Origin of the sequence: Streptomyces sp. SID5464 (genome assembly GCF_009862985.1) — a bacterium.
Classification (GTDB): domain Bacteria; phylum Actinomycetota; class Actinomycetes; order Streptomycetales; family Streptomycetaceae; genus Streptomyces; species Streptomyces chartreusis_D.
Map to the genome: position 1 here is coordinate 476,983 of NZ_WWIQ01000010.1, position 24,670 is coordinate 501,652.

Annotated in this window: 27 protein-coding genes; 14 read left to right on the top strand and 13 right to left on the bottom strand. The window is 70.7% G+C overall.

Annotation, left to right across the window (positions count from 1 at the left end):
* Positions 1-3: 3 nt before the first annotated feature.
* Entirely contained in the window at positions 4-2,064 is a 2,061-nt protein-coding gene (locus tag GTY47_RS12275) for a pectinesterase family protein (RefSeq protein ID WP_010036240.1), read from the bottom strand.
* A gap of 145 nt (positions 2,065-2,209) precedes the next feature.
* Here GTY47_RS12275 and GTY47_RS12280 point away from each other — a divergent pair, with 145 nt between their 5' ends.
* Together GTY47_RS12280 and GTY47_RS12285 are read left to right on the top strand one after the other, a co-directional pair.
* Positions 2,210-2,497: a hypothetical protein gene (locus GTY47_RS12280; protein WP_029180929.1), complete on the top strand. Its 288-nt coding sequence runs from the start codon at positions 2,210-2,212 to the stop codon at positions 2,495-2,497.
* The gene (locus GTY47_RS12285) at positions 2,494-2,892 is read left to right on the top strand and encodes a hypothetical protein (protein ID WP_010036245.1); all 399 of its coding nucleotides are present in this window, start codon (positions 2,494-2,496) and stop codon (positions 2,890-2,892) included. Before GTY47_RS12280 ends, GTY47_RS12285 begins: the two co-directional genes overlap by 4 nt.
* Positions 2,893-2,896: 4 nt before the next feature.
* Here GTY47_RS12285 and GTY47_RS12290 read toward each other — a convergent pair whose 3' ends face one another.
* Positions 2,897-3,172: a hypothetical protein gene (locus tag GTY47_RS12290; RefSeq protein ID WP_010036246.1), complete on the bottom strand. Its 276-nt coding sequence runs from the start codon at positions 3,170-3,172 to the stop codon at positions 2,897-2,899.
* Between the two features lie 214 nt (positions 3,173-3,386).
* Here GTY47_RS12290 and GTY47_RS12295 point away from each other — a divergent pair, with 214 nt between their 5' ends.
* Together GTY47_RS12295 and GTY47_RS12300 are read left to right on the top strand one after the other, a co-directional pair.
* Positions 3,387-4,217, top strand: coding sequence for a helix-turn-helix transcriptional regulator (locus GTY47_RS12295; RefSeq protein ID WP_029180930.1), 831 nt, complete (start codon positions 3,387-3,389; stop codon positions 4,215-4,217).
* Positions 4,214-4,390 carry a DUF397 domain-containing protein gene (locus GTY47_RS12300; protein ID WP_010036249.1) on the top strand — a complete coding sequence of 59 codons (177 nt, stop codon included), beginning with the start codon at positions 4,214-4,216 and terminating at the stop codon, positions 4,388-4,390. The genes GTY47_RS12295 and GTY47_RS12300 overlap by 4 nt, the downstream gene beginning before the upstream one ends.
* 3 nt (positions 4,391-4,393) lie before the next feature.
* Here GTY47_RS12300 and GTY47_RS12305 read toward each other — a convergent pair whose 3' ends face one another.
* The 6 genes from GTY47_RS12305 to GTY47_RS12330 form a co-directional block, all read right to left on the bottom strand.
* Positions 4,394-5,338, bottom strand: a complete 945-nt coding sequence (locus GTY47_RS12305) for a LysR family transcriptional regulator (protein ID WP_010036251.1) — start codon at positions 5,336-5,338, stop codon at positions 4,394-4,396.
* Between the two features lie 144 nt (positions 5,339-5,482).
* Entirely contained in the window at positions 5,483-6,130 is a 648-nt protein-coding gene (locus GTY47_RS12310; RefSeq protein ID WP_158688392.1) for an ABC transporter, read from the bottom strand.
* Positions 6,118-7,635 carry a hypothetical protein gene (locus tag GTY47_RS12315; RefSeq protein WP_010036256.1) on the bottom strand — a complete coding sequence of 506 codons (1,518 nt, stop codon included), beginning with the start codon at positions 7,633-7,635 and terminating at the stop codon, positions 6,118-6,120. The genes GTY47_RS12310 and GTY47_RS12315 overlap by 13 nt, the downstream gene beginning before the upstream one ends.
* Positions 7,632-8,492 (bottom strand): ABC transporter ATP-binding protein, encoded by an 861-nt coding sequence (locus tag GTY47_RS12320; RefSeq protein ID WP_010036258.1) that lies wholly within the window; start codon positions 8,490-8,492, stop codon positions 7,632-7,634. The genes GTY47_RS12315 and GTY47_RS12320 overlap by 4 nt, the downstream gene beginning before the upstream one ends.
* Positions 8,489-9,325: a hypothetical protein gene (locus GTY47_RS12325; protein WP_010036260.1), complete on the bottom strand. Its 837-nt coding sequence runs from the start codon at positions 9,323-9,325 to the stop codon at positions 8,489-8,491. Before GTY47_RS12325 ends, GTY47_RS12320 begins: the two co-directional genes overlap by 4 nt.
* Positions 9,322-9,864: an RNA polymerase sigma factor gene (locus GTY47_RS12330; protein WP_010036262.1), complete on the bottom strand. Its 543-nt coding sequence runs from the start codon at positions 9,862-9,864 to the stop codon at positions 9,322-9,324. The genes GTY47_RS12325 and GTY47_RS12330 overlap by 4 nt, the downstream gene beginning before the upstream one ends.
* A gap of 152 nt (positions 9,865-10,016) precedes the next feature.
* On the opposite strand from GTY47_RS12330, the gene GTY47_RS12335 reads away from it, so the two are divergent.
* From GTY47_RS12335 to pstB, 7 genes are all read left to right on the top strand, one after another.
* On the top strand, positions 10,017-12,383 hold the full coding sequence (locus tag GTY47_RS12335; protein WP_086012479.1) for an RNA degradosome polyphosphate kinase: 2,367 nt from the start codon (positions 10,017-10,019) through the stop codon (positions 12,381-12,383).
* Positions 12,364-13,488 carry a CHAD domain-containing protein gene (locus GTY47_RS12340; RefSeq protein ID WP_010036273.1) on the top strand — a complete coding sequence of 375 codons (1,125 nt, stop codon included), beginning with the start codon at positions 12,364-12,366 and terminating at the stop codon, positions 13,486-13,488. The genes GTY47_RS12335 and GTY47_RS12340 overlap by 20 nt, the downstream gene beginning before the upstream one ends.
* Positions 13,485-13,964, top strand: a complete 480-nt coding sequence (locus GTY47_RS12345) for an NUDIX hydrolase (RefSeq protein WP_010036274.1) — start codon at positions 13,485-13,487, stop codon at positions 13,962-13,964. The genes GTY47_RS12340 and GTY47_RS12345 overlap by 4 nt, the downstream gene beginning before the upstream one ends.
* A 240-nt stretch (positions 13,965-14,204) precedes the next feature.
* Positions 14,205-15,326 carry a phosphate ABC transporter substrate-binding protein PstS gene (gene pstS, locus GTY47_RS12350; RefSeq protein WP_010036280.1) on the top strand — a complete coding sequence of 374 codons (1,122 nt, stop codon included), beginning with the start codon at positions 14,205-14,207 and terminating at the stop codon, positions 15,324-15,326.
* 105 nt (positions 15,327-15,431) lie between these two features.
* Entirely contained in the window at positions 15,432-16,433 is a 1,002-nt protein-coding gene (gene pstC, locus GTY47_RS12355; protein ID WP_010036281.1) for a phosphate ABC transporter permease subunit PstC, read from the top strand.
* Entirely contained in the window at positions 16,430-17,488 is a 1,059-nt protein-coding gene (pstA, locus tag GTY47_RS12360) for a phosphate ABC transporter permease PstA (protein ID WP_010036283.1), read from the top strand. Before pstC ends, pstA begins: the two co-directional genes overlap by 4 nt.
* A 44-nt stretch (positions 17,489-17,532) precedes the next feature.
* Positions 17,533-18,309 (top strand): phosphate ABC transporter ATP-binding protein PstB, encoded by a 777-nt coding sequence (gene pstB / locus GTY47_RS12365; RefSeq protein ID WP_010036285.1) that lies wholly within the window; start codon positions 17,533-17,535, stop codon positions 18,307-18,309.
* A 117-nt stretch (positions 18,310-18,426) separates the two neighbouring features.
* Here pstB and GTY47_RS12370 read toward each other — a convergent pair whose 3' ends face one another.
* Together GTY47_RS12370 and GTY47_RS12375 are read right to left on the bottom strand one after the other, a co-directional pair.
* Positions 18,427-19,425, bottom strand: coding sequence for an inorganic phosphate transporter (locus GTY47_RS12370; RefSeq protein WP_010036287.1), 999 nt, complete (start codon positions 19,423-19,425; stop codon positions 18,427-18,429).
* A 7-nt stretch (positions 19,426-19,432) separates the two neighbouring features.
* Positions 19,433-20,053, bottom strand: coding sequence for a DUF47 family protein (locus tag GTY47_RS12375; protein ID WP_010036288.1), 621 nt, complete (start codon positions 20,051-20,053; stop codon positions 19,433-19,435).
* Between the two features lie 203 nt (positions 20,054-20,256).
* Between GTY47_RS12375 and GTY47_RS12380 the strand changes: the two genes are divergently transcribed.
* A complete protein-coding gene (locus GTY47_RS12380) occupies positions 20,257-20,643 on the top strand; it encodes a metal-sensitive transcriptional regulator (RefSeq protein WP_029180932.1) in 387 nt (128 codons plus the stop codon).
* Between the two features lie 7 nt (positions 20,644-20,650).
* On the opposite strand, the gene GTY47_RS40190 is transcribed toward GTY47_RS12380, so the two are convergent.
* Together GTY47_RS40190 and GTY47_RS12385 are read right to left on the bottom strand one after the other, a co-directional pair.
* Entirely contained in the window at positions 20,651-20,830 is a 180-nt protein-coding gene (locus GTY47_RS40190; protein WP_231911156.1) for a hypothetical protein, read from the bottom strand.
* A gap of 82 nt (positions 20,831-20,912) precedes the next feature.
* Positions 20,913-21,761, bottom strand: a complete 849-nt coding sequence (locus tag GTY47_RS12385) for a hypothetical protein (RefSeq protein ID WP_010036292.1) — start codon at positions 21,759-21,761, stop codon at positions 20,913-20,915.
* Positions 21,762-21,899: 138 nt separating this feature from the next.
* Between GTY47_RS12385 and GTY47_RS40195 the strand changes: the two genes are divergently transcribed.
* Both GTY47_RS40195 and GTY47_RS12390 read left to right on the top strand, forming a co-directional pair.
* The gene (locus GTY47_RS40195) at positions 21,900-22,070 is read left to right on the top strand and encodes a hypothetical protein (RefSeq protein ID WP_158688393.1); all 171 of its coding nucleotides are present in this window, start codon (positions 21,900-21,902) and stop codon (positions 22,068-22,070) included.
* Between the two features lie 88 nt (positions 22,071-22,158).
* Positions 22,159-23,703, top strand: a complete 1,545-nt coding sequence (locus GTY47_RS12390; protein WP_010036293.1) for an FAD-binding oxidoreductase — start codon at positions 22,159-22,161, stop codon at positions 23,701-23,703.
* Between the two features lie 107 nt (positions 23,704-23,810).
* Here the strand turns inward: GTY47_RS12390 and GTY47_RS12395 are convergent, their stop codons facing one another.
* Positions 23,811-24,530 (bottom strand): phosphatase PAP2 family protein, encoded by a 720-nt coding sequence (locus tag GTY47_RS12395; protein WP_010036294.1) that lies wholly within the window; start codon positions 24,528-24,530, stop codon positions 23,811-23,813.
* Between the last annotated feature and the right edge of the window lie 140 nt (positions 24,531-24,670).

The window sequence follows — 24,670 nt, forward strand, 5'->3', positions numbered from 1 at the left end:
CCGTCAGGACGCCGAGGGCGTCCAGCCCGCGAGCCAGTCCGCGACCTCCTGGTTCGCGGCCTGCGCGTCGGTCAGGTGCGGCCGGTCGGAGGTCGCCGGACCCGCCCCCGCACCGGTGTTCTTGTACTCGGCGAACCGGTCGTCCTTCCACGAGAAGCCGCTCATGTCGGTCCACGGCGTGGACTTGATCGCGGCACTCAGGTTGGTGTTGCGGACCGTGGTCTGCGGGTCGAGCGAGGCGTCACCGCCCGCGTGCCAGGGCCGGCCGAGGTAGAAGCTGCCGTTCGACACATCGCCGTTCACCGTGGAGTTGGCGATCAGGATGCCCTTGCGGTTCGCGGCGGTGCTCGGCGCGGTGACGTAACCGGCCGAGTCGCCGTTCCAGCGCTTCTTCAGCGTGATGACGGACTTGTCGACGACGGCCGTGGCCCGCCCGAAGATGAAGTCGACGTTCCCGATGACGTACGAGTTGCTGACGTAGACCCGTCCCAGCTTGTCCTTGGCGGCGGTGTCGAGCAGCAGCGTGTCCTGGTCGCCGCTGACGATGATCCCGTCCAGGAACACCTTGTCGGCGGCGGTCCGCAGGGCGACGGCCTGCTGCCCGCTCAGGTTCTGGTTGGCCTTCTCGTCGAAGTCGTTGGAGATGGTCAGGTTCCGCGCCTGGAAGTCGTCGGCCTCGACGGCGACGGTGGCGCTGCCGCCCGTGCCGTACGTGCCGCCGCCGGGCTTCGGCGTCCCGGACGCGTTGTTGTAGACGATCGTCGTGTCCTTGCGGCTGCCGCCGGTGCCCTGGATGGTGACGTGCGGTTTGTTGGAGGGGACCCTCACCGTCTCCCGGTACGTCCCCGGCTTCACGGCGATCACCACGCGCGAGGGGTTGTTGGCGGGTACGGCGTTCACGGCGGCCTGGACGGTCGTGTACTGCCCGCTGCCGTCCTTGGCGACGGTGAGGGTGGTCGCGGCGGCTGCCTTGGTGGAGGCGGCGGCGGTCGTGCCGATGGAGGCACGCGGCCCGGCACCGGACCTGAGGATCGACGGCAGGTCGGCGGCCTTGTCGAGGGAGTAGGGGTAGTAGGCCTTCGGATCGAAGGCGGTCCCGCCGCTCTCGTTGCGCCCGCTGGTGCCGGAGAAGGAGTTCCCGCGCTGGACGATCGCGGCGGCGCTGTCCTTGATGACGGGGTTCTTGATGCCCTGGAAGAGGGAGTTCTCCAGGACCATCTTCGTCGCGCCGCGCGAGTAGTTGCCGTACGACGACTTGATGTCCGTGCCCGGAGCGTCCTCCAGGAAGTTGTTGTAGAGGTGCGCGTGGGCGGCGTTGTCGGTGGACGGGTTGCGCTGCTCGGTCTCGCGGATCCAGTTGTGGTGGATCGTGATGTCCGTCTTGACGTTCTCGGTCCAGCCGATGCCGAAGGTCTTGTTGTTGTCGCTCAGCTTGTTCCAGGAGACGGTGACGTTCGTGCTGTCCTTGCGGACGTCGATGAGCCCGTCGGCCATGTGCCGCAGATCGTTGTGATCGATCCAGACGTGGTGGGCGCCGTCCATCTGGACGGCGTCGAAGTCGTGGTCCTTGTCGTTCCACACACCCTGGTACGAGTCCCGGATGGTCAGGTTCCGGATGATCACGTTGTGCACGCCCTGGCCGAGGAAGAACCCGCCGCCGACGATGTGCCCGGAGGTCCCGGACCCGACGATGGTCTTGTCGGACTGCACCTTGATCTCTTTGCCGACCGGGTTCATGTTGATCGTGCCGGCGACGACGATCACGTACGGCTCGGTGGCCGTCGCGTACTTCTCCAGATCGGCCTGCGTCTTCACGGTGACCGTCTTGCCGTCCCGGCCGCCGTACGTCCCGTTCTGCCCGCGGGAGTTGACGGAGGCGAACCCGTCGGCGGTGTCGGCGGCCCAGGCCGGGACGGCGGCGGAGGCCTGCTGGGCGGTGGAGCCGAGGACGCCGAGGTCGGTGCCGTACGCGAGGGTGCCGGCGGCGGTCAGGGCCAGCGGGACGCCGACCGCCAGGGCCGTGCGGCTTCTGCGGTGCCGGGGCTTGCTGCGCAGCTCACTCATGCGGCGAATCCGTTCCATGCGGCGGGGGGATGGTCCGGGGGGTGGGTTGCCGCTCGGCGCGGAAAGGTTGCCGGGTCTGAACACGATCGTGTGAGGGGGGCAGAGGCCGGGGTGCCTCCTGCTGTGGTGTGGCTACAGTGTTCCCATGGCAGACAACACGACCATCCAGGTGTCACGCGAGGCCCGTGACCATCTCGCGCAGGTGGCCAAAGAGCGGGGGATGACTCTTGGGCAACTTGTGGAGCAGTTGGCCTCCGAGCAGCTCACAGCGGCCCAGATCGCCGAACGCGTGTCCGCCACCAGAAAGGTGCTCCGCGAGCGGATGGGCTGCACGCTGACGGACGAGGAGTTCGACGAGGGGCCGGACGTCTTGGCCAACATCTACGCAGTGGCCGCCGAGAAGATGCACAACCTGCGAGGCAAGGCCGCGTGATCATCCTCGACACCAGCGCTGTGGTCGCCCTGGTGCGGGGGCACCGTGCCCTCCACCTCCTCGCCGACAACGTCGCACACACGCCGGGGGACTGGCTGCACATCCCGGCGCTGTGCCTGATGTATGCCGAGTCCATGGAGAAGGGCGTCGCCGGTGACGTGCTCGCTCTGCCGGGTGTCATGGTCGACCCGCTGAACCAGACCGGTGCAGCGACGGTCGGGGCGATGTTCAGGGACGGCTGGGGTGGCCCCGACCTCTGCCACGCCCTCTATGTCGCGACACCGCACATGGAGACCGGCGGTATGTCCATCATCCTTACAGGCAACGAGAGCGGCTACCCTCCCGGCATCCTCACCGTCGACATCGACTCCCCCGGGATGCTCGGCTTCCACTGACGGGTCACCCATCGCCCTCGCGGAGGCGCTCACCCCGGCTGACCGCGACGCGCAGCACGTCCCCCAGCGACTCCAGGGCCCTCACCAACGCGAAATGCACGGCGCGTTCACCGGCCTTGGGGTCACGGAGTACGGCCTCGGCGCCGGCCAGGACCTGTTCGGCGGAGGCGAGCTGAGCTTGCTCGACGTCATCGGCGAGCCGTGAGAGGCGGCTGTCCGGGTCGTCGGTGCTGAGGTAGCAGGGCTTGCCGTCGGTGCCGGTCCAGGGGAGGAGCCTCATGCGGAGACCTCCACGGTGTCGAGGTACGGCCGTACGAGCGGCGACTCGCAGAGTTCAGCGATACGCAGGCGCACGGAAGTATCCCTTCTCAGGGCAGGGACTTGGGGTTTGACGAGCGGTGATTACCGTTCGTGCCCTCATGGTCACTGGTCGCACGTACGCTGCGGAAGGGGCCAGGTGTTGCCTGGCGCTCCAGGCAACGGTGAGGGGTGACGTGGGCGAAGTGGTTGACGGGGAGCGGGAATCGGGGCGGGCAGTGTTGGGACGAACCCTTCGGTTCCTGCGGGAGAAGGAGGGCAAGTCTCTGGGCCAGTTGGCCGACGAGACCGGGTACGACAAGAGCTACCTGAGCCGCCTGGAATCGGGAGAGCGGCTGTCCAAGATTGCGGTCATGGGGGACCTGGACAGCTATTACGGGTCCGGCGACCTATTGGTGGGCCTCTGGGCGTTGGCACGGCTCGACGCCTTCAAGAACAAGTACAAGAGGTTCATGGGGCTTGAGGCGACGGCCCGGGTCATGCACAAGTACACGCCGAACGTGCCTGGCCTGCTGCAGACCGAGGAATTCGCCCGTGAGGTGTTGTCTGACCCCCAGGCAACGGACCCTCAGGACACAGAGGCGATCGAGGAACAGGTGGCCGCCCGCCTGGGACGGCAACTCCTGCTGCGCAGGCCTCCAATGCCAAACGTCCGTTTCATCATCGACGAGTTGGCCTTCCGCCGTCCCTCCGCAAGCCCGGAGGTGTGGCGTGGCCAGTTGCAGCACATCGAGGACGCGGCTCAGTGGCCCAGCATCGCCATCCAGGTGCTGCCGTTCTCCGCCGGCATCCACCCCTTCATGGCAAAGGGGTCACTCACCCTGCTGTGGCAGGAGGACGGCAGTGCCGTGGCCTACACGGAAGGTGACAGCAGCGGTCTGTTGATGGACGATCCAGAGGACGTTCTGCACCACCGTTTGTCCTACGATCTGCTGCGGGATCTGGCGCTGTCCCCGTCGGACTCGCTGACGTTCATCAGGGACGTACTGGAGGAGCACAGATCATGAAGCTCAGCTGGCGTAAGTCCAGTTACAGCGACGGGGGCGACAACAACTGCCTGGAGGTCGCCGACGGACACCCCGGCGTCGTCCCCGTCCGCGACAGCAAACAGCCGGACGGCCCGATACTCGTGTTCGGCGAAAGCCCCTGGGCGTCGTTCCTCACGTACGTCACCGAGTAACTGTCAGGGCCGGGCCGGTCGCTTCGCCCACGACGGTTTCCAGACCTCCCCCTCCGTCAACCGCGGGCGCGTCGCCAGCAGGTGGTCGCGGAGGGCCGTCAGGCCGGGATGCGGATTGTCCGTGCGCCAGAGGAGGGAGTGCGGGTAGACCGGGGTCGGGTCGCACACGGGGACGAGGCGCAGGTCGTGGTCGGCCGGCCAGACGAGCGGGGTCCGCTCGCTGAGGAACGTCGCCAGGGTCGCGGAACCCGCGATGGTGTCGAGGAGGGCCTCGATGCCGAAGTTGGGGCCGATCGTGTCGATGGACGGGCCGAAGGTCTCGGCGAGTTCGTCGTAGTAGGCCGACCACTCCGTGCCGGGTGCGTTGCCCGGCATCCAGATCCGCTGCCCAGCCAGCTGCGCGGGTGTCACCGAGGCGGCGCGGGCGAACTCGTGGTCGGGGCCGACGCACAGCCGGAGCGGCTCGTCCAGGACGGGGACGGCCTCGATGCCGTCGGGGAGCCGGCGCCCGGGCATGGTGACCGCACGGAACGTGGCGTCGACGGACCCGTCCCGCACGGCGGCCACCGCCGTGTCCGCGTCGAAGAGCGTGACGACGTCCAGGGGAATCTCAGGATGCGCCCGGTGGAAGTCCCGTACCAGCCCCGCGGTGGCGGCCCTGCGACCCAGGACGTCCACCCGCAGCGCGCGTTCCCCGGGGCGCACGGCCGCCACCGCCCGCTCCTCCGCCTGGAGGAGGGCCCGGGCGTGCGGCAGGAGCACCTGCCCGTCGATGGTGAGCTCCGCTCCACGCGGCGTACGCACCAGCAGCCGCACCCCGAGGTCCTTCTCCAGCGCGGCGATGCGCTTGGAGACCGCCTGCTGGGTGAGCGACAGGTCCACGGCGGCCTTCTGGAACTGCCCGGCGTCGGCGATCGCGACAAAGGCCCGTACGGCTTTGAGGTCCACGGCGACAGCTTTCCATCTCATGCGCCGAGCACGCGGTGCAGCCCCGGCTCGGTGTCCGGAGCGCTGATCGAGCCGTAGCCGAAGCGCGTCGCCCCCCCCAGGGCCCCCGTCCGGGATCAGCCCCCCGGGGACCACCCGCCAGGATCACCCACCCGCAGCCAGCCGCCACCGCCGGCGCCGCAACGGCTCCACCGCCGCCAGCGCTCCCCCGAGCACCGCCCCCACCAGCACCACCGCCCACCGGTCGTGCGCCGCCGGCCACCGGTCGTCCTCCACCGGGACGAACAGCGCCCACCGGCCGGGCCAGAACAGCATGACCAGGACCGCCGAGGTCAGCAGGCCGGCCGCGACCCGCGGGCCGGGCCGCGGCGTCTCGCTGCAGCGCACCGTGACCGCCGCACCGGCCACCGCCAGGGCGAACGCCGCCCCGGCCTCCAGCGTGATGTCGGCGACCGGCGGCCGCAGGTCCGGCGGCACGAGGAGCAGGGCCAGGACCCACCAGGCCGCCGTGGCCGGGACGGCGAGGGCCACCCGCAGCGCGACCCGGACGGGGCGCGGGGTCGGCACGGTGGCCGTGGTGTGCCGGGCCGGGTCGTCCAGGAGGAACACCAGGCCCATCGCGAAGGCCAGGACCGCGGCCCGCAGCAGGTGCAGGGAGAGGCGTTCGCCCGTCTCGCCGGTCATCCGGGGGAGCGCGGCGAGCAGCAACCCCGCGCCGCCGGCCGTGCCGACCACGCCCAGGGGCAGGGTCCGGCAGACGGGGAGGACCAACTCCCGTGTCAGTCGAGGCACTTGTCGTCCCCATCGGGCGCACGCACACCCAGCAGCCGCGCCGCCCGGGCCGCCGTCACCTTCGGCGCGGTCAGCTCGGCCCAGTGGGACTTCACCCGCGCGGTGACCTCGCCCCGGGGCCGGTCGAACAGCTCGCGCAGCACCTCCGTCTGAGCGGCCGTCATGTACATCCCGTCCGTCGGCTGGAGCACGAAGGCCGAGCCGGTCACGCTGTCGTCGAGGCGGACGCGGCGCAGCGCCGCCATCGGGTCGGACTCCCAGCCCAGGGCCAGCCACATGACGGTGACCATGCGGCCGTCGCACATCGAGGTCGACGCCTTCTCGTCCCCCGCGACCAGCACGCCGGCCACGGCGGCGGAGAACTCGGGGACGCGGTTCCCGCCCCACTGCGTGCCCACGGTCACCTCGTGCGGCCGCTCCAGAGGCATCAGCGCACCGTCGCCGGAGAGCCCGTAACGGGCCTCGACCCGCTGCCGTACGACGACGTCCTGCTCCTGCGCGCCGCCCCCGGCCAGGGACCGCACCCGGTCCACGACCCCGGCCCAGTCCGCGACCCGCGGCCCCCACTCGGGGAACGCGCAGTACGTCGACCCGTCCCGCCGGACACAGGACTGCACCTGCTCCGGGTGCACGGTGGCCCGCTCCCGGGCTCGCGCCAGCCCGGCGGAGTCGCCGCCGGCCTGGGCCACTCCGCCCACCAGCGTCATGGCCACCGCCCCGGCGACCCCGGCCACCACCACCGGCTTACGGCCACCGGCGACCAGCACCGCCACCAGGCCCGCGCACAGCGCCAGCCCGGCCAGATACAGCGCGTGCCAGGCGGCGGGCCGGCCCAGCAGGTCGGACGGCAGCGTGTTGGAGGTCGACTCGCCGACCACCGGCACGAGCCACCGGGTCACGCCGTCGCCAGCGCCCGTGCCGAAGAGGAACAGGAACAGGAAGAACACGACCGTCAGCGGGGCGGCGAGCGCCGACCTCACCAGCTGGGCCATGAGCAGCCCGGCCAACCCGGACAGCAGCACGGTCAGCGGCCCCACGAGCAGTTCGGCCACCGAACCGTGCCCGATCGCCCCGGGCCTGAGCGCCTCCCAGCCGAACTGCGCGGCCACGCACCCGGCGGTGAGCAGGGCCACGGCCACGACCGACAGCGCATGGGCGGCCGTACGCCGCCACGGCGGGAGGACCAGCACCGCGAAGTGCTGCTCCGTCCCGTGCCGCCACGAGCGCAGCGCGGCGCGGTTGACGGCCAGCAGCACCGCGAGACCGACCAGCATCGGCGCGCTCTGGGTGGCCCGGTCGGCGTCCTGGAGGGCCGGGTAGCCGCCCCAGGCCTTCCCGCTGCGCCACACGGTCCAGCCCAGGTACACGAGGAAGGCGATGACCACCGGCAGTCTCGTCAGCAGCCGGCGCGTCTCGAACAGGGCCAGCGCGAACACGGCGGCCCGGGCCCCGCCCGCCTCGGTCTCCACGGCGGGCCGGACCGGCTGCTCCACCACCGCGGTCATGCCGCCACCTCCACGGCGTCACCGTCGAGGGTGAGCAGGTAGCCGTCCTCCAGGGTGGGTTCGAGCAGCTCCGCCCCGTCCGGCGGATCCCCCACGTTCCGGAAGGACCCGGTCCCCGTACGCCACCCCGCCCTGGCGCCCGGATCGCGCTCCGTGCTGCTCCACACCCGCCCCGCGGCCCGCGCCGTCAGCTCGGCCGGAGTGCCCTCGAACCGGACCCGGCCGCCGGCCATGACCAGCACCCGGTGACAGAGCATCGCCACGTCCTCGGTCTGGTGGGTGGAGAGCAGCACCGTGCGCCCCTCCCCGGCCCCCGCGATCAGCTCCCGGAACCGCATGCGCTGTTCGGGGTCCAGCCCGACGGTGGGCTCGTCCAGCACCAGGAAGCCGGGATCACCGACCAGGGCGGCCCCCAGGGCGACCCGCTGCCGCATCCCGCCGGAGAGTTTGCGGATCCGCTTGCCCCGTACGTCGGCCAGCCCCACCTCGTCGAGCACCCGCCGCACCTCGCGGTGCCGGGCTGCCCGGTCGGTCATCTCCTTGAGGATCGCCACGTAGTCGACGAACTCGAAGGCGGTGAAGTCCGGGTGGAACCCCGGCGTCTGCGGCAGATAGCCCAGCCGGCGCCGTACCTCCTGCCTGCCCCGCGCGGTGCCCGGGTCGTGCCCGAGCACGGTGAAGGCACCCCGGTCGGCGGGCAGGGCCGTGGCGAGGACCCGCAGCAGCGTGGTCTTGCCCGCGCCGTTGGGGCCGAGCAGCCCGGTGACGCCGCCGGTCAGCCGCAGCGACACGTCGTCGAGGGCCCGGGTGCCGCCGTAGCGGAGGCTGAGCCCGGAGGCGGACACGGTCGGAGTCATACGGCACGTCCCTGGAAGAGATCGAAGCGGTCACGGAGGAGGAAGAGCAGCCCGGCGGCGAGCGCGGCGACCAGGGCCGCCACGCCCTGCCCGGCGACGGTGAACGGCGCGAGCGGCAGCCCGGGGTCCGCCCGCAGGGCGTCGGCCAGCACCAGCAGCCCGACCCACGCCCCGCCGACCAGCGACGGCGCGAGCACCGGACCCAGCCGGGGCGTCAGCGCCAGCCCGGTCGCGGTGAGCGCGAGCGCGGGCAGCAACCAGGCCAGCGCATGCAGCCCGTACGCGGGCAGCGCGAGCGTCGCGAGCCCGTTCAGCCCCAGCACCACGCCCAGCACGGCCACCGTCCGGATCATCAGCAGCCGGAACCCGTGCATCGGCGCGACGACGGCCATCTCGTACGCCGGATCCAGCGCGGGCCCGTACGACAGCGCCACCCCCGCCAGCGGCAGCAGCGGCGCGAGCGCGAGGAACAGCGTGGGGAACTCCCCGCCCCGCACGGCGTGCCCCGCCCCGACGCTCAGCAGCAGCACGGCGACGACGGCCCCCAGCCACGACCGCCGCAGCACCGGCGCCGCCGCCAGCAGCCGCGCGGTGTGCCCGGCGACCCCGGCCCGCACCAACAGCGACTCCAGCACCCCTGCCCGGGGCGCGTCGAGCTCGGCGTCGAGCCGCTCCCACCCCGCGTCGAGCGCGACCGGATCACTCACCTCGGCGAGCACGCCCCGGCACGCGGCACAGGCGCCCAGGTGCGTGTCGGCGGACCACAGAGCCGGTGCCGCCAGCTCGCCGCGCGCGTAGGCGCGCAGATCCTCTTCAGGCACATGCCAGCTCATGCCAACGCCTCCCGCAACTGCTTGCGGGCCCGCATCGCCCGCGTCTTGACCGTCCCCGGCGGAATCCCCAGCAGCACGGCCGCCTCCCGGGTCGAGAGCCCGTCGATGACGGTCGCCTGCAACACCGCCCGCAGCTCCGGCGACAGCCGGACCAGCGCGCCCGCGAGGTCCCCGTGCTCCACCCCCGCGAGCACGCGCTCCTCCGCCGACACCTCGTCCCGGTGCCTGAGCCGCGCCAGCGCCTGCCGCAGCCGCCCCCGGGCCCCGTCACCCCGCAGCGCGTCCACCAGCCGCCGCGACCCGATGCGCCACAGCCACCCGGCCACATCGCCCTCCTCCCGGTAGCGGGCCTTGCCCCGCCACACCGCGAGGAACGTCTCCTGTACGACGTCGTCGACGACACCCGCGTCGGCGCACCGGCCCCGCAGCCGGGCACGGAGCCACGGCGCGTACCGCCGGTACAGCTCCTCGAAGGCCCGCCGGTCGGCGTCCGCGGCAACGGCCCGCAGCAGCTCCCCGTCGCTTCTCGTTTCGCTCACGTCTCCTCATCGGACGACCCCGTTCGACCGGTTCACGAAAGCACGCCCGACTTTCCGCCGGCACCGGACGCACCCCCGCGAGCCGCCCCCCGCTATCCCACACGTCATGTCTCCGTAACCATCGATTCAGACGAGCTTGCGAGGCTCGGCCAATGACTCCCGCCGTGCCAGAGCCTTCACCGCCCCAAGAGGGGCCTGGGGGGAACGGGAACACTCATGTGACGCCCCCGCTCCCGCCCGCGCTCTCCGACGCGCCCGTGATGCTCGCGGCGCGGAAGAATGGGGCCATGAGCCAGCCGAACACCCAGGCACAGGTCCAGCACGCGCAGCCCTCCGTGGGCTCCATAGCAGCCCACCGCCCTCACACCATCGCGGCGGCCGTCTCCGACCTCGAACCCGACATCGACGCGGACCTCGACGCGTACGAGGAGTCGCAGGTCGACGGCGTCCAGCTGCCCCAGGGACGTTTCCTCGACCGGGAGCGCAGCTGGCTCGCGTTCAACGAGCGCGTTCTCGAACTCGCCGAGGACCCGAACACGCCGCTGCTGGAGCGGGCCAACTTCCTCGCGATCTTCGCCAGCAACCTGGACGAGTTCTTCATGGTCCGGGTGGCCGGCCTGAAGCGCCGCATCGCCACCGGCGTGGCCACCCGCTCCGCCTCCGGCCTCCAGCCCCGCGAGGTGCTGGAGATGATCTGGGCCCGCTCCCGGGAGCTCATGGCCCGGCACGCCGCCTGCTACCACGAGGACGTCGCCCCCGCACTCGCGGAGGAGGGCATCCACCTGGTCCGCTGGAGCGAGCTCCAGGAGAAGGAGCAGGCCCGCCTGTTCACCCTGTTCCGGCACCAGATCTTCCCCGTCCTGACGCCCCTGGCGGTCGACCCGGCGCACCCCTTCCCGTACATCTCCGGCCTGTCCCTGAACCTGGCCGTCGTCGTACGGAACCCGGTCACGGGCCACAAGCACTTCGCCCGCGTGAAGGTGCCGCCGCTGCTGTCGAGGTTCCTGGAGAGCTCCCCGGGCCGCTACGTCCCCATCGAGGACGTCATCGCCGCCCACCTGGAGGAGCTGTTCCCGGGGATGGAGGTGCTGGAGCACCACGCCTTCCGCCTGACCCGGAACGAGGACCTCGAGGTCGAGGAGGACGACGCCGAGAACCTGCTCCAGGCCCTGGAGAAGGAGCTCATGCGGCGCCGCTTCGGGCCGCCGGTGCGCCTGGAGGTCGAGGAGTCCATCGACCGCGAGGTCCTGGACCTGCTGGTGCGCGAGCTGAAGATCAGCGAGGCCGAGGTGTACCCGCTGCCGGGCCCGCTGGACCTCACGGGCCTGTTCCGGATCGCCTCCCTCGACCGGCCCGAGCTGAAGTACCGCAAGTTCGTCGCCGGCACCCACCGCGACCTCGCCGAGGTCGAGTCGGCGTCCGCGCCGGACATCTTCGCCGCGCTGCGCGAGCGGGACGTCCTGCTGCACCACCCGTACGACTCGTTCTCCACCTCCGTCCAGGCCTTCCTGGAGCAGGCGGCCGGCGACCCGGACGTCCTCGCGATCAAGCAGACCCTGTACCGGACCTCGGGCGACTCCCCCATAGTCGACGCCCTCATCGAGGCCGCCGAGACCGGCAAGCAGGTCCTCGTGCTGGTCGAGATCAAGGCCCGCTTCGACGAGCACGCCAACATCAAGTGGGCGCGCAAGCTGGAGGAGGCCGGCTGCCACGTGGTCTACGGCCTGGTCGGCCTGAAGACCCACTGCAAGCTGTCGCTGGTGGTCCGCCAGGAGGGCGAGACGCTCCGCCGCTACAGCCACGTCGGCACCGGCAACTACCACCCGAAGACGGCCCGCCTCTACGAGGACCTCGGCCTGCTCACGGCCGACCCGCAGGTCGGCGCGGACCTCTCGGACCTCTTCAACCGCCTCTCCGGCTACTCGCGCCGAGAGACCTACCGCCGTCTGCTCGTCGCCCCCAAGTCGCTGCGCGACGGCCTGGTCTCGCGGATCACCAAGGAGATCCAGCACCACCGCGCCGGGCGGCCCGCGTACGTCCGGATCAAGGTCAACTCGATGGTCGACGAGGCCGTCATCGACGCCTGCTACCGCGCGGCCCAGGCGGGCGTGCCGGTGGACGTCTGGGTGCGCGGCATCTGCGCGCTGCGCCCGGGCGTGGCGGGCCTGTCGGAGAACATCCGGGTCCGCTCCATCCTCGGCCGCTTCCTGGAGCACTCACGGGTGTTCGCCTTCGGCAACGGCGGCGAGCCCGAGGTGTGGTTCGGCAGCGCCGACATGATGCACCGCAATCTCGACCGCCGGATAGAGGCCCTGGTCCGGGTCACCGACCCGGCGCACCGGGCGGCCCTGAACCGGCTGCTGGAGACCGGCATGTCCGACGCCACCGCCTCCTGGCACCTCGGCCCGGACGGCGACTGGACCCGGCATGCGACCGACGCGGACGGCCAGCCCCTGCGCAACGTCCAGGAGATGCTCATAGACGCCCGGAGGCGCCGGCGTGGCACAGCGACACCTTGACCCGACGGACCCCCTGGCCGGGCCCTCCCCCACCGGGGACACCCTCGCGGGCTACCTGCGGGCCCAGGCCACGGAGTTCCTCCGCGCGCTGCGCCTGCACCGGGAGACCGGCTCCGGGGCGAACGGCGCGGAGGGGCCCGTCGAGGCGGCCCGCGCGCTACGCCGCTCGGCCCGCCGCATCAGCGCCACCCTGCACACGTTCCAGTCCCTCCTCGACACGGACTGGTGCGAGGGCATGCGCCCGGAACTGGCCTGGGTGTCCGGCACGCTGGCCATGGAACACGCGTACACGGCCCGCCTGGAACGCCTGTTGAACGCCTTGCACCGCTTGTCGGGTTCGACAGCGCTCCCGTCCCAGACCGCCGACTCGGCTGCGGGCGGTCGTGCCGCCGGGGCGGCACCCGTCCCCAGGACAGCGGCACCCCGAGACGCCGGGCTGCGGACCCCCCCGACCAGCACCACAGAACGCGGCAACCTCACAGTCGGCGCAGCAAAGGCAGGCGCCCTGCTCGACCGCCAACTGACACTGGCCCGCACCCGAGCCCACTCCACCGCCCTGCAAGCCATGGGCTCCAGCCGCTTCCACGCCATCGCGGACAAGGTCGCCGTCCTGGCCAGCGAGGTCCCCCTGACCCCAGCCGCGGCCACCGCGGACCTCCGCCCCCTGGCCACCGCCGCGAAGGACCGCCTCACCGACGCCGTAGCCGCCCTCCCCCTCATCACCGCGGGCCATCCGTACAACGCCGCCGCCCTCATCCACGGCCTGTCCCCGGACACGGTCCCGCACCCGCAGGACGCCCCCTGGCACCAGGTCCGCCTGCTCCTGCGCCTGCACCGCTACGCCCGCGAAGCCGTCAGCGGACCCAAGGGCAACGCCGTCGTCGACCTGCGCCTGCTCTCCGCCGGCCAGGCCCTGAACCGCCACCGTGACGCCTCGGAGGCGGCGGCAGCGGCGGCCCAGGCGGCCCGTACCCCACGGATCGCCCCGGCCACTGCATACGCCCTCGGCGTCCTCCACGCCGACCAGCGGCACGAGGTGGAGGCGGCACGTTTCGCCTTCCAGCAGGCCTGGCAGAAGGAGGCGGAGGCGGTGAGCACCCGGTGAGCTCCGGCTCCCCCGAGGACACCACCGTCCAGGCGGCCGGCTGTGTCCTGTGGCGCCGCTCCCCCGTCACCGGCGGGCTGGAGCTCTGCCTCGTGCACCGGCCGAAATACGACGACTGGTCCTGGCCGAAGGGCAAGCTGAAGCGGGACGAGGAGCCGCTTGCCGGCGCCCTGCGCGAGGTGGCCGAGGAGACGGGCTGCCGGGCCGAGCCGGGCGCCGAGCTGCCCACCCAGCGCTACCTGGCGAACGGCCGCCCCAAGCAGGTCCGCTACTGGGCGGCCGAGGCGAGGTCCTGCGCGTTCGCCCCGACGGACGAGGTGGACCGGGTGCTGTGGCTGACACCTGTCGCCGCCCGCGCCCGCCTGACCCAGCCCCACGACCGCCCCTTGGTCGACGCGCTGCTCGCCGTGCTGAACCGGTCAGAACCGGCCACAACCGGCCGGGAGAGCGGACCGAACCGGCCGGAAGCGGACTGAACCCCTCAGCTTCGGAAAGCGGAACCCTCACGTGCTCTCCCCGTAAGCATTCCGTGACCTAACCACACCGTCGGCAGGGGTTCACCCGTCGTTCATGTCTGGCCATCGGCGCCTTCACCTGATCTGCCTAATTTCGGCCGTACCAGATAGCGAGCCGCGCCTGCCGTGCGCGGCCTCGTCCAGCGTCACCAGACTTCGCACGCCGCCGATTCAGGACGGCGGCTCCTGGAAGGAACTCAAGTGAAGCTTCAGCGCATGAACCGGCGGGCCCTCGCTCTCGGTGCTCTCGCCGTCTCCGGCGCCCTGGCCCTCACGGCGTGCGGCTCCGACGAGACCGGCAACCCGGGCGGAGGCTCCTCCAACGCCGCCGCCCCGAGCAACATCAAGTGTGACGACGCCTCGGGCCAGGTGCTCGCCGACGGCTCCTCCGCGCAGAAGAACGCGGTCGACGCGTGGGTCAAGCAGTTCTCGGCGGCCTGCAAGGTGGAGATCAACTACAAGGCCGGCGGTTCCGGTGCGGGTGTCACCGCGTTCACGCAGGGCCAGGTCCCCTGGGCCGGTTCGGACTCGGCGCTGAAGCCCGAAGAGGTCGAGGCCTCCAAGAAGATCTGCTCCGGCGGCCAGGGCATCGACCTGCCGATGGTCGGCGGCCCGATCGCCGTGGGCTACAACGTCCCGGGCGTCGACAAGCTCGTCCTGGACTCGTCGACGATCGCCAAGATCTTCGACAGCAAGATCACCAACTGGAACGACCCGGCGATCGCGAAGCTGAACCCCGACGCGAAGCTGCCCAACCTCAAGATCCAGGCGTTCCACCGCTCGGACGAGTCCGGCACCACGGACAACTTCACCAAGTACCTGATCGCCACCGCCAAGAAGGACTTCCCCTACGAGGGCGGCAAGGCCTGGCAGGCCAAGGGCGGCCAGTCCGCTCCGCAGTCCTCCGGGGTCGCCGCGCAGGTCAAGCAGACCGCCGGCGCGATCGGCTACTTCGAGCTGTCGTACGCCAAGGACGGAATCAAGACCGTCGCCATCGACACCGGCGCCGCCAAGCCGGTCGAGGCGACCGTCGAGAACGCCACCAAGGCGATCGCGGAGGCCAAGGTCGTCGGCACCGGCAAGGACCTCGCCCTGAAGCTGAACTACGGGACCAAGGCCGACGGCGCCTACCCGATGGTCCTGGTGACGTACGAGATCGTCTGCGACAAGGGCAACAAGGCCGAGACCCTGCCCGCGGTCAAGGCGTTCCTGCGCTACGCGGCCTCGGAGGACGGCCAGAAGATCCTCGCCGAGAACGACTACGCGCCCATGCCCGAGGAGATCATCGGCAAGGTTCGCACGACCGTCGAGAGCCTGAGCTGACCTGAGTGCGGTCCGGATCTCCCCGCGGGAGACCGGACCGCACCGTCCGGTGCACCGCCGCCAAGGGCCGCACAGCACGTGCGGTTCCGCAGACCGGAGAACCCGATGGACACAACACAGATAGCTGACGCACCTCCCCCCACGCAGCCGCCCACGGCCGAGCAGAAGCGCGCGGCCCGTGGCGCCACCCGACCCGGAGACCGGATCTTCCTCGGTCTGTCCCGTGGCTCGGGCATTCTGCTGCTGCTGATCATGGCCGCGATCGCGGGCTTCCTCACCTACCGTGCCGTCCTCGCCATCAGCAAGGACGACGGCAACTTCCTGACCACCTTCGAGTGGAACACCGGTGTCAACCCGCCGGTCTTCGGCATCGCGGTCCTGGCCTACGGCACGATCGTCTCCTCGATCATCGCCATGGTCATCGCGGTCCCGGTCTCGGTCGCCATCGCGCTGTTCCTCACTCACTACGCCCCGCGCCGGCTGCGCGGCCCCATCGCCTATGTGATCGACCTGCTGGCCGCCGTGCCGTCCATCGTCTACGGCCTGTGGGGCGCCCTGGTCCTCGTCCCGCACATGAACGGCCTCTTCGGCTGGCTGAACGACTACCTCGGCTGGACCGGCATCTTCTCCTGGCAGGGCGGCGCCGCGCGCTCCATGCTCACCGTGGGCATCCTGCTCGCGATCATGATCCTGCCGATCATCACCAACGTGAGCCGCGAGGTCTTCCGCCAGGTCCCGCAGATGCACGAGGAGGCGGCCCTGGCGCTCGGCGCCACGCGCTGGGAGGTCATCCGCATGGCGGTGATCCCCTTCGGCCGCTCCGGCGTCATCTCGGCCTCGATGCTCGGCCTCGGCCGCGCCCTCGGCGAGACGATGGCCGTCGCCACCGTGCTCTCGCCCGACTTCCTGATCCACACCAGCCTGCTCGACCCGGGCGGCGGCACCTTCGCCCAGAACATCGCCAGCAAGTTCAGCGAGGCCACCGAGTTCGGCCGTGACGCGCTGATCGCCTCCGGTCTGGTCCTGTTCGTCATCACCCTGCTGGTCAACGGCGCGGCCCGCGCGATCATCGCCCGCCGCAAGGAGTACTCGGGGGCCAACGCATGAGCACCACATCCTCCCTCGCCCCCAAGCGGCCCAGTACCCTGCGCGGCGGCCACCTGCCCAAGTGGGCTCCGTGGGCCATCGCCGCCGGATCCGTCGCCCTCGGACTCGGCATCAGCGCCGCCGCCGGCCTGCACAGCAGCGTCCAGTGGGCGCTGATCGCCGCGATCCTGCACGTCCTCGGTACGTACGTCATCGCGGCCCGGGTCGAGAACCGCCGCCAGGCCAAGGACCGCGTGGTCACCTCGCTGGTGTGGGTCGCTTTCCTGCTCGCCGTGGTGCCGCTGGCCTCGCTGGTGTGGTCGACCGTCCAACGCGGCGTGAAGGTCCTCGACGTCTACTTCCTGACCCACTCGATGGGTGTGGTCGCCGACTCGGAGACGGGCGGCGGCATCTACCACGCCATTCTCGGCACGCTGGAGCAGGTCGGCCTCGCCACGCTGATCGCCGCGCCGATCGGCGTGCTCACCGCGATCTACCTGGTGGAGTACGGGCGCGGCAACCTCGCCCGGGCCGTCACCTTCTTCGTCGACGTCATGACCGGCATCCCGTCGATCGTCGCCGGCCTGTTCATCCTCAGCCTCATGCTGATGTTCGACATGGAGCCCTTCGGCTTCGCCGGGTCACTCGCCCTCGCGATCCTGATGATGCCGGTCGTCGTCCGCTCCACGGAGGAGATGCTCAAGCTCGTCCCGAACGAGCTGCGCGAAGCCTCTCTCGCGCTCGGCGTGCCCAAGTGGCGCACCATCCTGAAGGTGGTCCTGCCGACGTCGATCGGCGGCATCACCACCGGCATCATGCTGGCCATCGCCCGCATCGCCGGTGAGACCGCGCCCGTGCTGCTGCTCGTCTTCGGCAGCAAGTTCATCAACGCCAACCCCTTCGAGGGCGCGCAGGCGTCGCTCCCGCTGTACATCTACCAGCAGTACGGATCGGGCGAGGTCACGGCGTACGACCGCGCCTGGGCGGCGTCCCTCACCCTGATCGCCTTCGTGATGATCCTGAACCTGGTGGCCCGCGGGATCGCCCGCTGGAAGGCCCCGAAGACCGGTCGCTGACGCGGCCACAGCGACTGATCTGACTGTCTGGAAGTGAAGTAATCATGGCCAAGCGAATCGACGTGAGCGGACTGACCGCCTACTACGGCTCCCACAAGGCGATCGAGGACATCTCGATGACCGTCGAGCCGCGCTCGGTGACGGCGTTCATCGGCCCGTCCGGCTGCGGCAAGTCGACGTTCCTGCGCACGCTGAACCGGATGCACGAGGTGACCTCGGGCGGCCGGGTCGAGGGCAAGGTGCTCCTGGACGACGAGGACCTCTACGGCACGGGCATCGACCCGGTGTCCGTGCGCCGCGAGGTCGGCATGGTGTTCCAGCGGCCGAACCCGTTCCCCACCATGTCGATCTTCGACAACGTGGCGGCGGGGCTGCGGCTGAACGGCAACTACAACAAGAGCGAGCTCTCCGACATCGTCGAGCGGTCGCTCAAGGGCGCCAACCTCTGGAACGAGGTCAAGGACCGCCTGAACAAGCCCGGCTCCGGCCTCTCCGGCGGTCAGCAGCAGCGGCTGTGCATCGCGCGGGCGATCGCGGTCGAGCCGAACGTCCTGCTCATGGACGAGCCCTGCTCCGCCCTCGACCCGATCTCCACCCTCGCCATCGAGGACCTGATCGGTGAGCTGAAGGAGCGCTTCACGATCGTCATCGTGACGCACAACATGCAGCAGGCGGCGCGGGTCTCCGACCGCACGGCGTTCTTCAACCTGTCGGCGGTGGGCCAGCCCGGCAAGCTCATAGAGATCGACGACACGGAGCGCATCTTCTCCAACCCGTCGGTCCAGGCCACGGAGGACTACATCTCCGGCCGCTTCGGCTGAGCCACCCTCGCCGAGACCCCTCGCGGTGCTGCATGGCGGTGCCATCGCGAGGCCGAAAAGGGCCCGCCCCTACTCCCAGGGGCGGGCCCGTTCGCGTACGCGGTGGTTCTGCTCCGGCTACAGAAACGCCAGACTGACGATCCCGTACGACGCCGCGGCCACCAGCGCGGCGGCCGGCATCGTGATGAACCACCCCAGGATGATGTTCTTGGCGACGCCCCACCGCACGGCGTTCACCCGCTTCGTCGCCCCGACGCCCATGATCGCCGAAGTGATGACGTGCGTCGTGGAGATCGGCGCCTTGAACAGGAACGCCGTGGCGAACATGATCGACGCCCCCGTCGTCTCCGCCGCGAAGCCCTGCGGCGGATCCAGCTCGATGATCTTCCGCCCCAGCGTCCGCATGATCCGCCACCCGCCGGCGTACGTCCCCAGCGACAGCATCACCGCACAGGCGATCTTCACCCACACCGGGATCGGGTCGCCGTAGTCCTCGACATCGGCGATGACGAGCGCCATCACCACGATGCCCATCGTCTTCTGCGCGTCCTGGAGACCGTGCCCCAGCGCCATCCCGGCCGCCGAGACGGTCTGGGCTATCCGGAAACCGCGCTTGGCCTTGTGCGGGTTGGCCTTGCGGAAGATCCACATGATCGCGGTCATCACCAGGTAACCGGCCAGCAGGCCGACCACCGGGGAGATGAACATGGGGATGACGACCTTCTCCAGCACCCCGTGCCAGTAGACCGTCGTCCCACCGGCGAGCGCGGCCCCCACCATGCCGCCGAACAGCGCGTGCGAGGAGGAAGAGGGCAGCCCGAAGTACCAGGTGATGAGGTTCCAGACGATCGCACCCACCAGCGCGGCGAAGAGGATCCCCATCCCCTTCGACCCCACGGGCGTCTGGATCAGTCCCTCGCTGACGGTCTTGGCGACCCCGGATCCCATGAACGCACCGGCGAGGTTCATCACCGCGGCCATGGCCAGCGCGGCCTTCGGCGTCAGCGCCCGCGTCGACACGGACGTGGCGATCGCGTTCGCCGAGTCGTGGAAGCCGTTGGTGTACGTGAAGAACAGCGCGACCGCGATGGTCACGACCAGAGCAAAGGTGTCCATGAAGGGCTCAGGACTCCTTGACGGCGATGGTCTCCACCGTGTTCGCCACGTGCTCGAACGCGTCCGCCGCTTCCTCCAGCACGTCCACGATCTGCTTGAGCTTGAGGACCTCGATGGCGTCGTACTTGCCGTTGAAGAGGTGCGCGAGCAGCTTGCGGTGGATCTGGTCGGCCTGGTTCTCCAGCCGGTTGACCTCGATCCAGTACTCGGTGAGGTTCTCCATCGTCCGCAGGTGCGGCATCGCTTCGGCCGTCAGTTCGGCAGCGCGCGCCAGTACCTCGATCTGCTGGTCGACGCCCTTGGGCAGTTCCTCGACGTTGTAGAGGACGACCAGGTCGACGGCCTCCTCCATGAAGTCCATGATGTCGTCGAGGGACGAGGCGAGGGAGTAGATGTCCTCGCGGTCGAAGGGCGTGATGAACGAGGAGTTCAGCTGGTGGAAGATCGCGTGCGTGGCGTCGTCACCTGCGTGTTCCGCTGCCCGCATACGCTCTGCGATCTCGGCCCGGGCGGAAGCGTCCGCCCCGAGCAGTTCCATCAGGAGTTTCGAGCCCGTGACGATGTTGTCCGCGGACGCGGCGAACATGTCGTAGAAGCTCGTCTCCCTGGGGGTCAGACGAAATCGCACGTGGGGTCCTCGGCTTGCTTCGGTTTCGGTCAGGCTGATGCTAGGCGCATCATCCGGCCACGGCTATCGGGCCGCCCACCAGTGTCGCCCATCAGGCACAGTGATGAGCACGGGGGCGGTCCAAGGGCCGTATACCCAGCAAAGTTCGATACCATATACCCACTAGGGGTATATGTCGGCTCACTGCTCACCAGGAGGACGCGATGACGGACGTGACCGACGTCACGGATGCCGGGGATGTCGCGGATGTCACCGCCGGAGCGGATGTCACCGCCGACGCGGACGTCGTGACCGACCACGACCGGGGCGTGCACGGCTACCACAAGCAGAAGGACGAACACCTCAAGCGCCTGCGCCGGATCGAGGGCCAGATCCGCGGCCTGCAGCGCATGGTCGACGAGGACGTCTACTGCATCGACATACTCACGCAGGTCTCCGCCTCCACCAAGGCCCTGCAGTCCTTCGCCCTCCAGCTGCTGGAGGAGCATCTGCGGCACTGCGTCGCCGACGCGGCCCTCAAGGGCGGTGACGAGATCGACGCGAAGGTCAAGGAGGCGACCCAGGCGATCGCGCGCATGCTGCGGACCTGAGCCCGCCTCAGTCCCGGGAGGAGTCGCGCTCCTCGGCCACTTTCAGCACCTCGTCGATGCTCTCCAGGCTGAGCCGCTCCTCGTGGGCGGCCGAGGCCGCGATGATCAGCTCTCCGCACAGCTCGATCTCGGCGAGGGCCACGTGGTCCTGAACTGCCGTACCGCCGACCGGAGCCACGTGCATCACCTCATCTCTGCCGTTACCGACTTCCTAGAGTAGGGAGCGGCCTACACACCGCGCATGGCACGGACGGGCTAGTTCGCGCCGGTCACTCCTCGGCGATCTTGCCCGCGTAGATGTCGTCGGTGTCCGGCAGTCGTACGCGCACCGAGGCCCCGAAATCGTAGAGCAACGTGGTCGAGGCGACGGCCACGGGGCTCTTCTGCCCGCCCACGAAGCTGAACCGGTGCCGGACCTTGCGGATCCGTCCCTCGTCGTCGAGGTAGACGTCGAACGGCACTTCGGCCGTGGCGAACCCTTTCGCCGCCGCGCTCAGGGGCGCCTTGTTGCCGCCGGAGGCCTTCTTCGCGGCAGCGCCGAGATCCGCCGTGCCCCGGTAGTGGCGCACCCCGGTGCCCGCGACCTCGGTCCGGCCCACGAACGTCGCCGACCGCGTCCCGCGCAGCACCTCGGCCGCCGCGAACGGATCGGTGGCCCCGCCGGTGACGAGGTTGCCGTCGGGCAGGGTCCGCGTGTCCACCCGCACCCACTTGTCCGGGGGCACACCGGCGCCCCGGTTCTTCATGAAGAGCGCTCCCGGCGCGAGCAGTTCGGTGATGGGCCGGCGCTCGGTGGCCCCCGCGGGGTCCTGCGGCAGCAGCACCTTCAGCCGCCCCATCCGCTTCCGGTAGTCGTAGACCCCCGCGCCCCGGATGGTCACCCGCGTCCCGCCGGTCGCCATCTCCATCGACGTACGGGCCTTCGAACTCCCCGCCTCCGCCAGCCGGTCCGCGGCCCGGTGCAGCACGACGACCGCGTCCCCGCCGCGGGCATCGCCGGCCACCGCGTCACCGCCGGCGCACCCTCCGGCCCCCAGCCCCACCCCGGCCACGACGACGGCCGCGACGACCGCCGCGCCCGTCCGCCTGTGCCGCCGTTCCCGCTGCCGCCCAGTCATCGCCTGCCTACCCCCAGCCGGTACGTCCGTCACGGGCCCCCTTGTTGTTCCGGTTAACGACCGGTATGTGAGCCCGTCACGCGAGCCCGCGGGAGTCGGTATACGAAGCCTTTACCCGCGCTGGGTAACGTGGTCGCCGTGGCGCAGCAGGACGGGCTGGAACCTCCCCCCAACCTCCCGGAACACCGCACGACGACACAGGACAAGGGCCGCTTCTGCATGGCCCACTGCACCTGCGGCTGGCGCGGGCCGGCCAGAAGGGCGAGAAGCATGGCGCGCACGGACGCGGAGAACCACCGGGTCGGCTGACCCGGTCGTCTCACCGGGGCGACGGGGTCCGCATGGAACCCTCACCCTCGCCACCCCGTCTCCCACGACGGAACCACCGGGAGGCCCCATGGAACGGCGTACATTCCTCGCAGTCGGCACGGCGGGCATCGCCGCGACCGCAACCCCGCTCACCGCCGCCTGCACGACACCGGACACCCGCTCCAGGACCACGGCCACCGCCAGAACCAGCGCCACGAAAACCACCGCCGCCAACTGGTCCGCCCTCGCGCGCGACCTCGACGGCCCCCTCGTCCGCCCGGGCGACGCCGACTGGAAGACGGCCCGGCAGCTCTACAACACCCGTTTCGACACCCTCAAGCCCGCCGCGGTCGCGTACGTGTCCCACCCGGACGACATCCGCACCGCCCTGGCCTACGCCCGCAGCCACGCCCTGCGCGTGGCGATCCGCAACGGCGGCCACTCCTACGCCGGCTGGTCCTCCGGCGACGGGCGCCTGATCATCGACGTCTCCAAACTCAACCGCGTCCGGGCCTCCGGCAACACCGCGGTGATCGGCGCCGGCGCCAAACTCATCGACGTCTACCGCGCGCTCGCCGCGAAGGGCGTGACGATCCCCGCCGGCTCCTGCCCCACCGTCGGCGTCTCCGGCCTCACCCTCGGCGGCGGACACGGCGTGGTCTCCCGCGCCTACGGCCTGACCTGCGACAGCCTCACCCAGGCCACCCTGATCACCGCGGACGGCAAGCAGCTCACCGCGGGCGCCCGCGAGCACAAGGACCTCTTCTGGGCCCTGCGCGGCGCAGGGAACGGCAACTTCGGCGTCGTGACGGAACTGCACTTCACGACCCACCCGGCCCCGCAGGGCGTCTCGGCGTACCTGTCCTGGCCGGGGTCGAAGGCGGCCGCGGTGGTGAAGGCCTGGCAGGAGTGGGGCCCCGCGCAGCCGGACGAGATCTGGTCGTCCCTCCACCTGGCGAACGCCGCCGGCGGCAACCCGACCGTCTCCGTCGCGGCCTTCTCCCTCGGCACCTACGGCGAGCTCCAGAACGCGGTCGACCGCCTCGCCGACCGCGTCGGCGCATCGGCGAGCAGCGTCTCCCTGCGGCGCCGCTCGTACGAGGAGTCGATGGAGGTGTACGCCGGCTGCTCCTCGTTCCCGACGGACGCCCAGTGCCATCTGCCCGGCTCGACCCCGGGCCGTTCCCCGAAGGGCGCGCTGGGCCGCGAGACGTACGCCGCGGCGTCCGACTTCTTCGACCGCTCCCTCTCGGCGGCCGGTATCCGCACGCTGCTGTCCCAGATCAGGTCGGTACGCGGTGGCACGGGCAGCATCGCCCTCACGGCCCTCGGCGGAGCGGTGAACCGTGTCTCCCCGACGTCCACGGCCTTCGTCCACCGCCGCTCCCGGATGCTGGCCCAGTACATCGCCGCCTGGCGCCCGGGCACGACGGGCGCCACGGCCCGGGACTGGCTGGCCTCCGCCCACAAGTCCATGCGCCCGTACGCCTCAGGCGCGGCCTACCAGAACTACACGGACCCGACCCTCACCAACTGGCGCGAGGCGTACTACGGCGACGCGGCGGCCCGCCTGAAGAAACTGAAGAAGCAATACGACCCCACGCGCTTCTTCACGTACCCGCAGGCGCTCTGACCTAGCTGCGGGCAGTCGGGCGGCCGGGTGGGCGTTGGGGGTCCCCCCTGCTCGAGCGAAGCCGAGAGCCCCGGGGAGGCACCCCGCTCCCGCACAACCGCCGAGAACTACGCAGCGAGGTCCCGCTCGGACGCCCCGGCCCCGGCCCGCTCACTCCGCGTCCCAGGAACCACCGTGTCCGACCCGTCACCGACGCCCCCGCGCCCACGAGCCCGCACCAGCCACCCCACCCGAGGCGACCGCTCGATCGCCCGCGTGACGGGCGTCAACAGCGCCATCGCCACCGGGGACAACAGCAGTGCCACAGCCGTCCCCAGCGCGAACCCACCCACGACGTCCGTCGGGTAGTGCACACCCATGTAGACGCGAATGAACCCGCCGAACACGGCCAGCACCAATGCGACCAGCCCGAACTTCCGGTTCGCCACGAACAGTCCGACCGCCATCGCCATGACGATCGTCGCGTGGTCGCTCACGAACGAGTAGTCGGTCTTGCCGGCGACGAGCACCTCGAGCCCTTGATGGTCGAGGAACGGCCGGGGCCGCTCCACGAACCCCCGTATCGGCACGTTGACCAGCACGGCGATACCCGCCGCGAGCGGCGCCCAGACCAGCGCCGCGACGGAGGACGCCGCGTCCTCCTCGCCCCGGCGCCGCACGGACCACCAGCACCAGAGCACGAGCAGGACGATGGCGAACAACAACCCGTACTCGCCGACGAACTCCATGACCCGGTCGAACCACGGCGGCGCGTCCTTGGCCAGGCCATTGATGTCATAGAGCAGGTCGACGTCGGGGTTCGACCCGGATTCGGCGAGTCCAGCCATGATGCTGCGGCCCCTTCGTCGTCTCTCCCGGCGCACCTGAGTGTGCGCCGCTCCTGCCACCCCCGTGGTTGTAGATCCGCTTCCGCTGCACGCGTCCGTGACACGTGCCGACTTACGTCTGCTCGGCTACGTCACCAGGA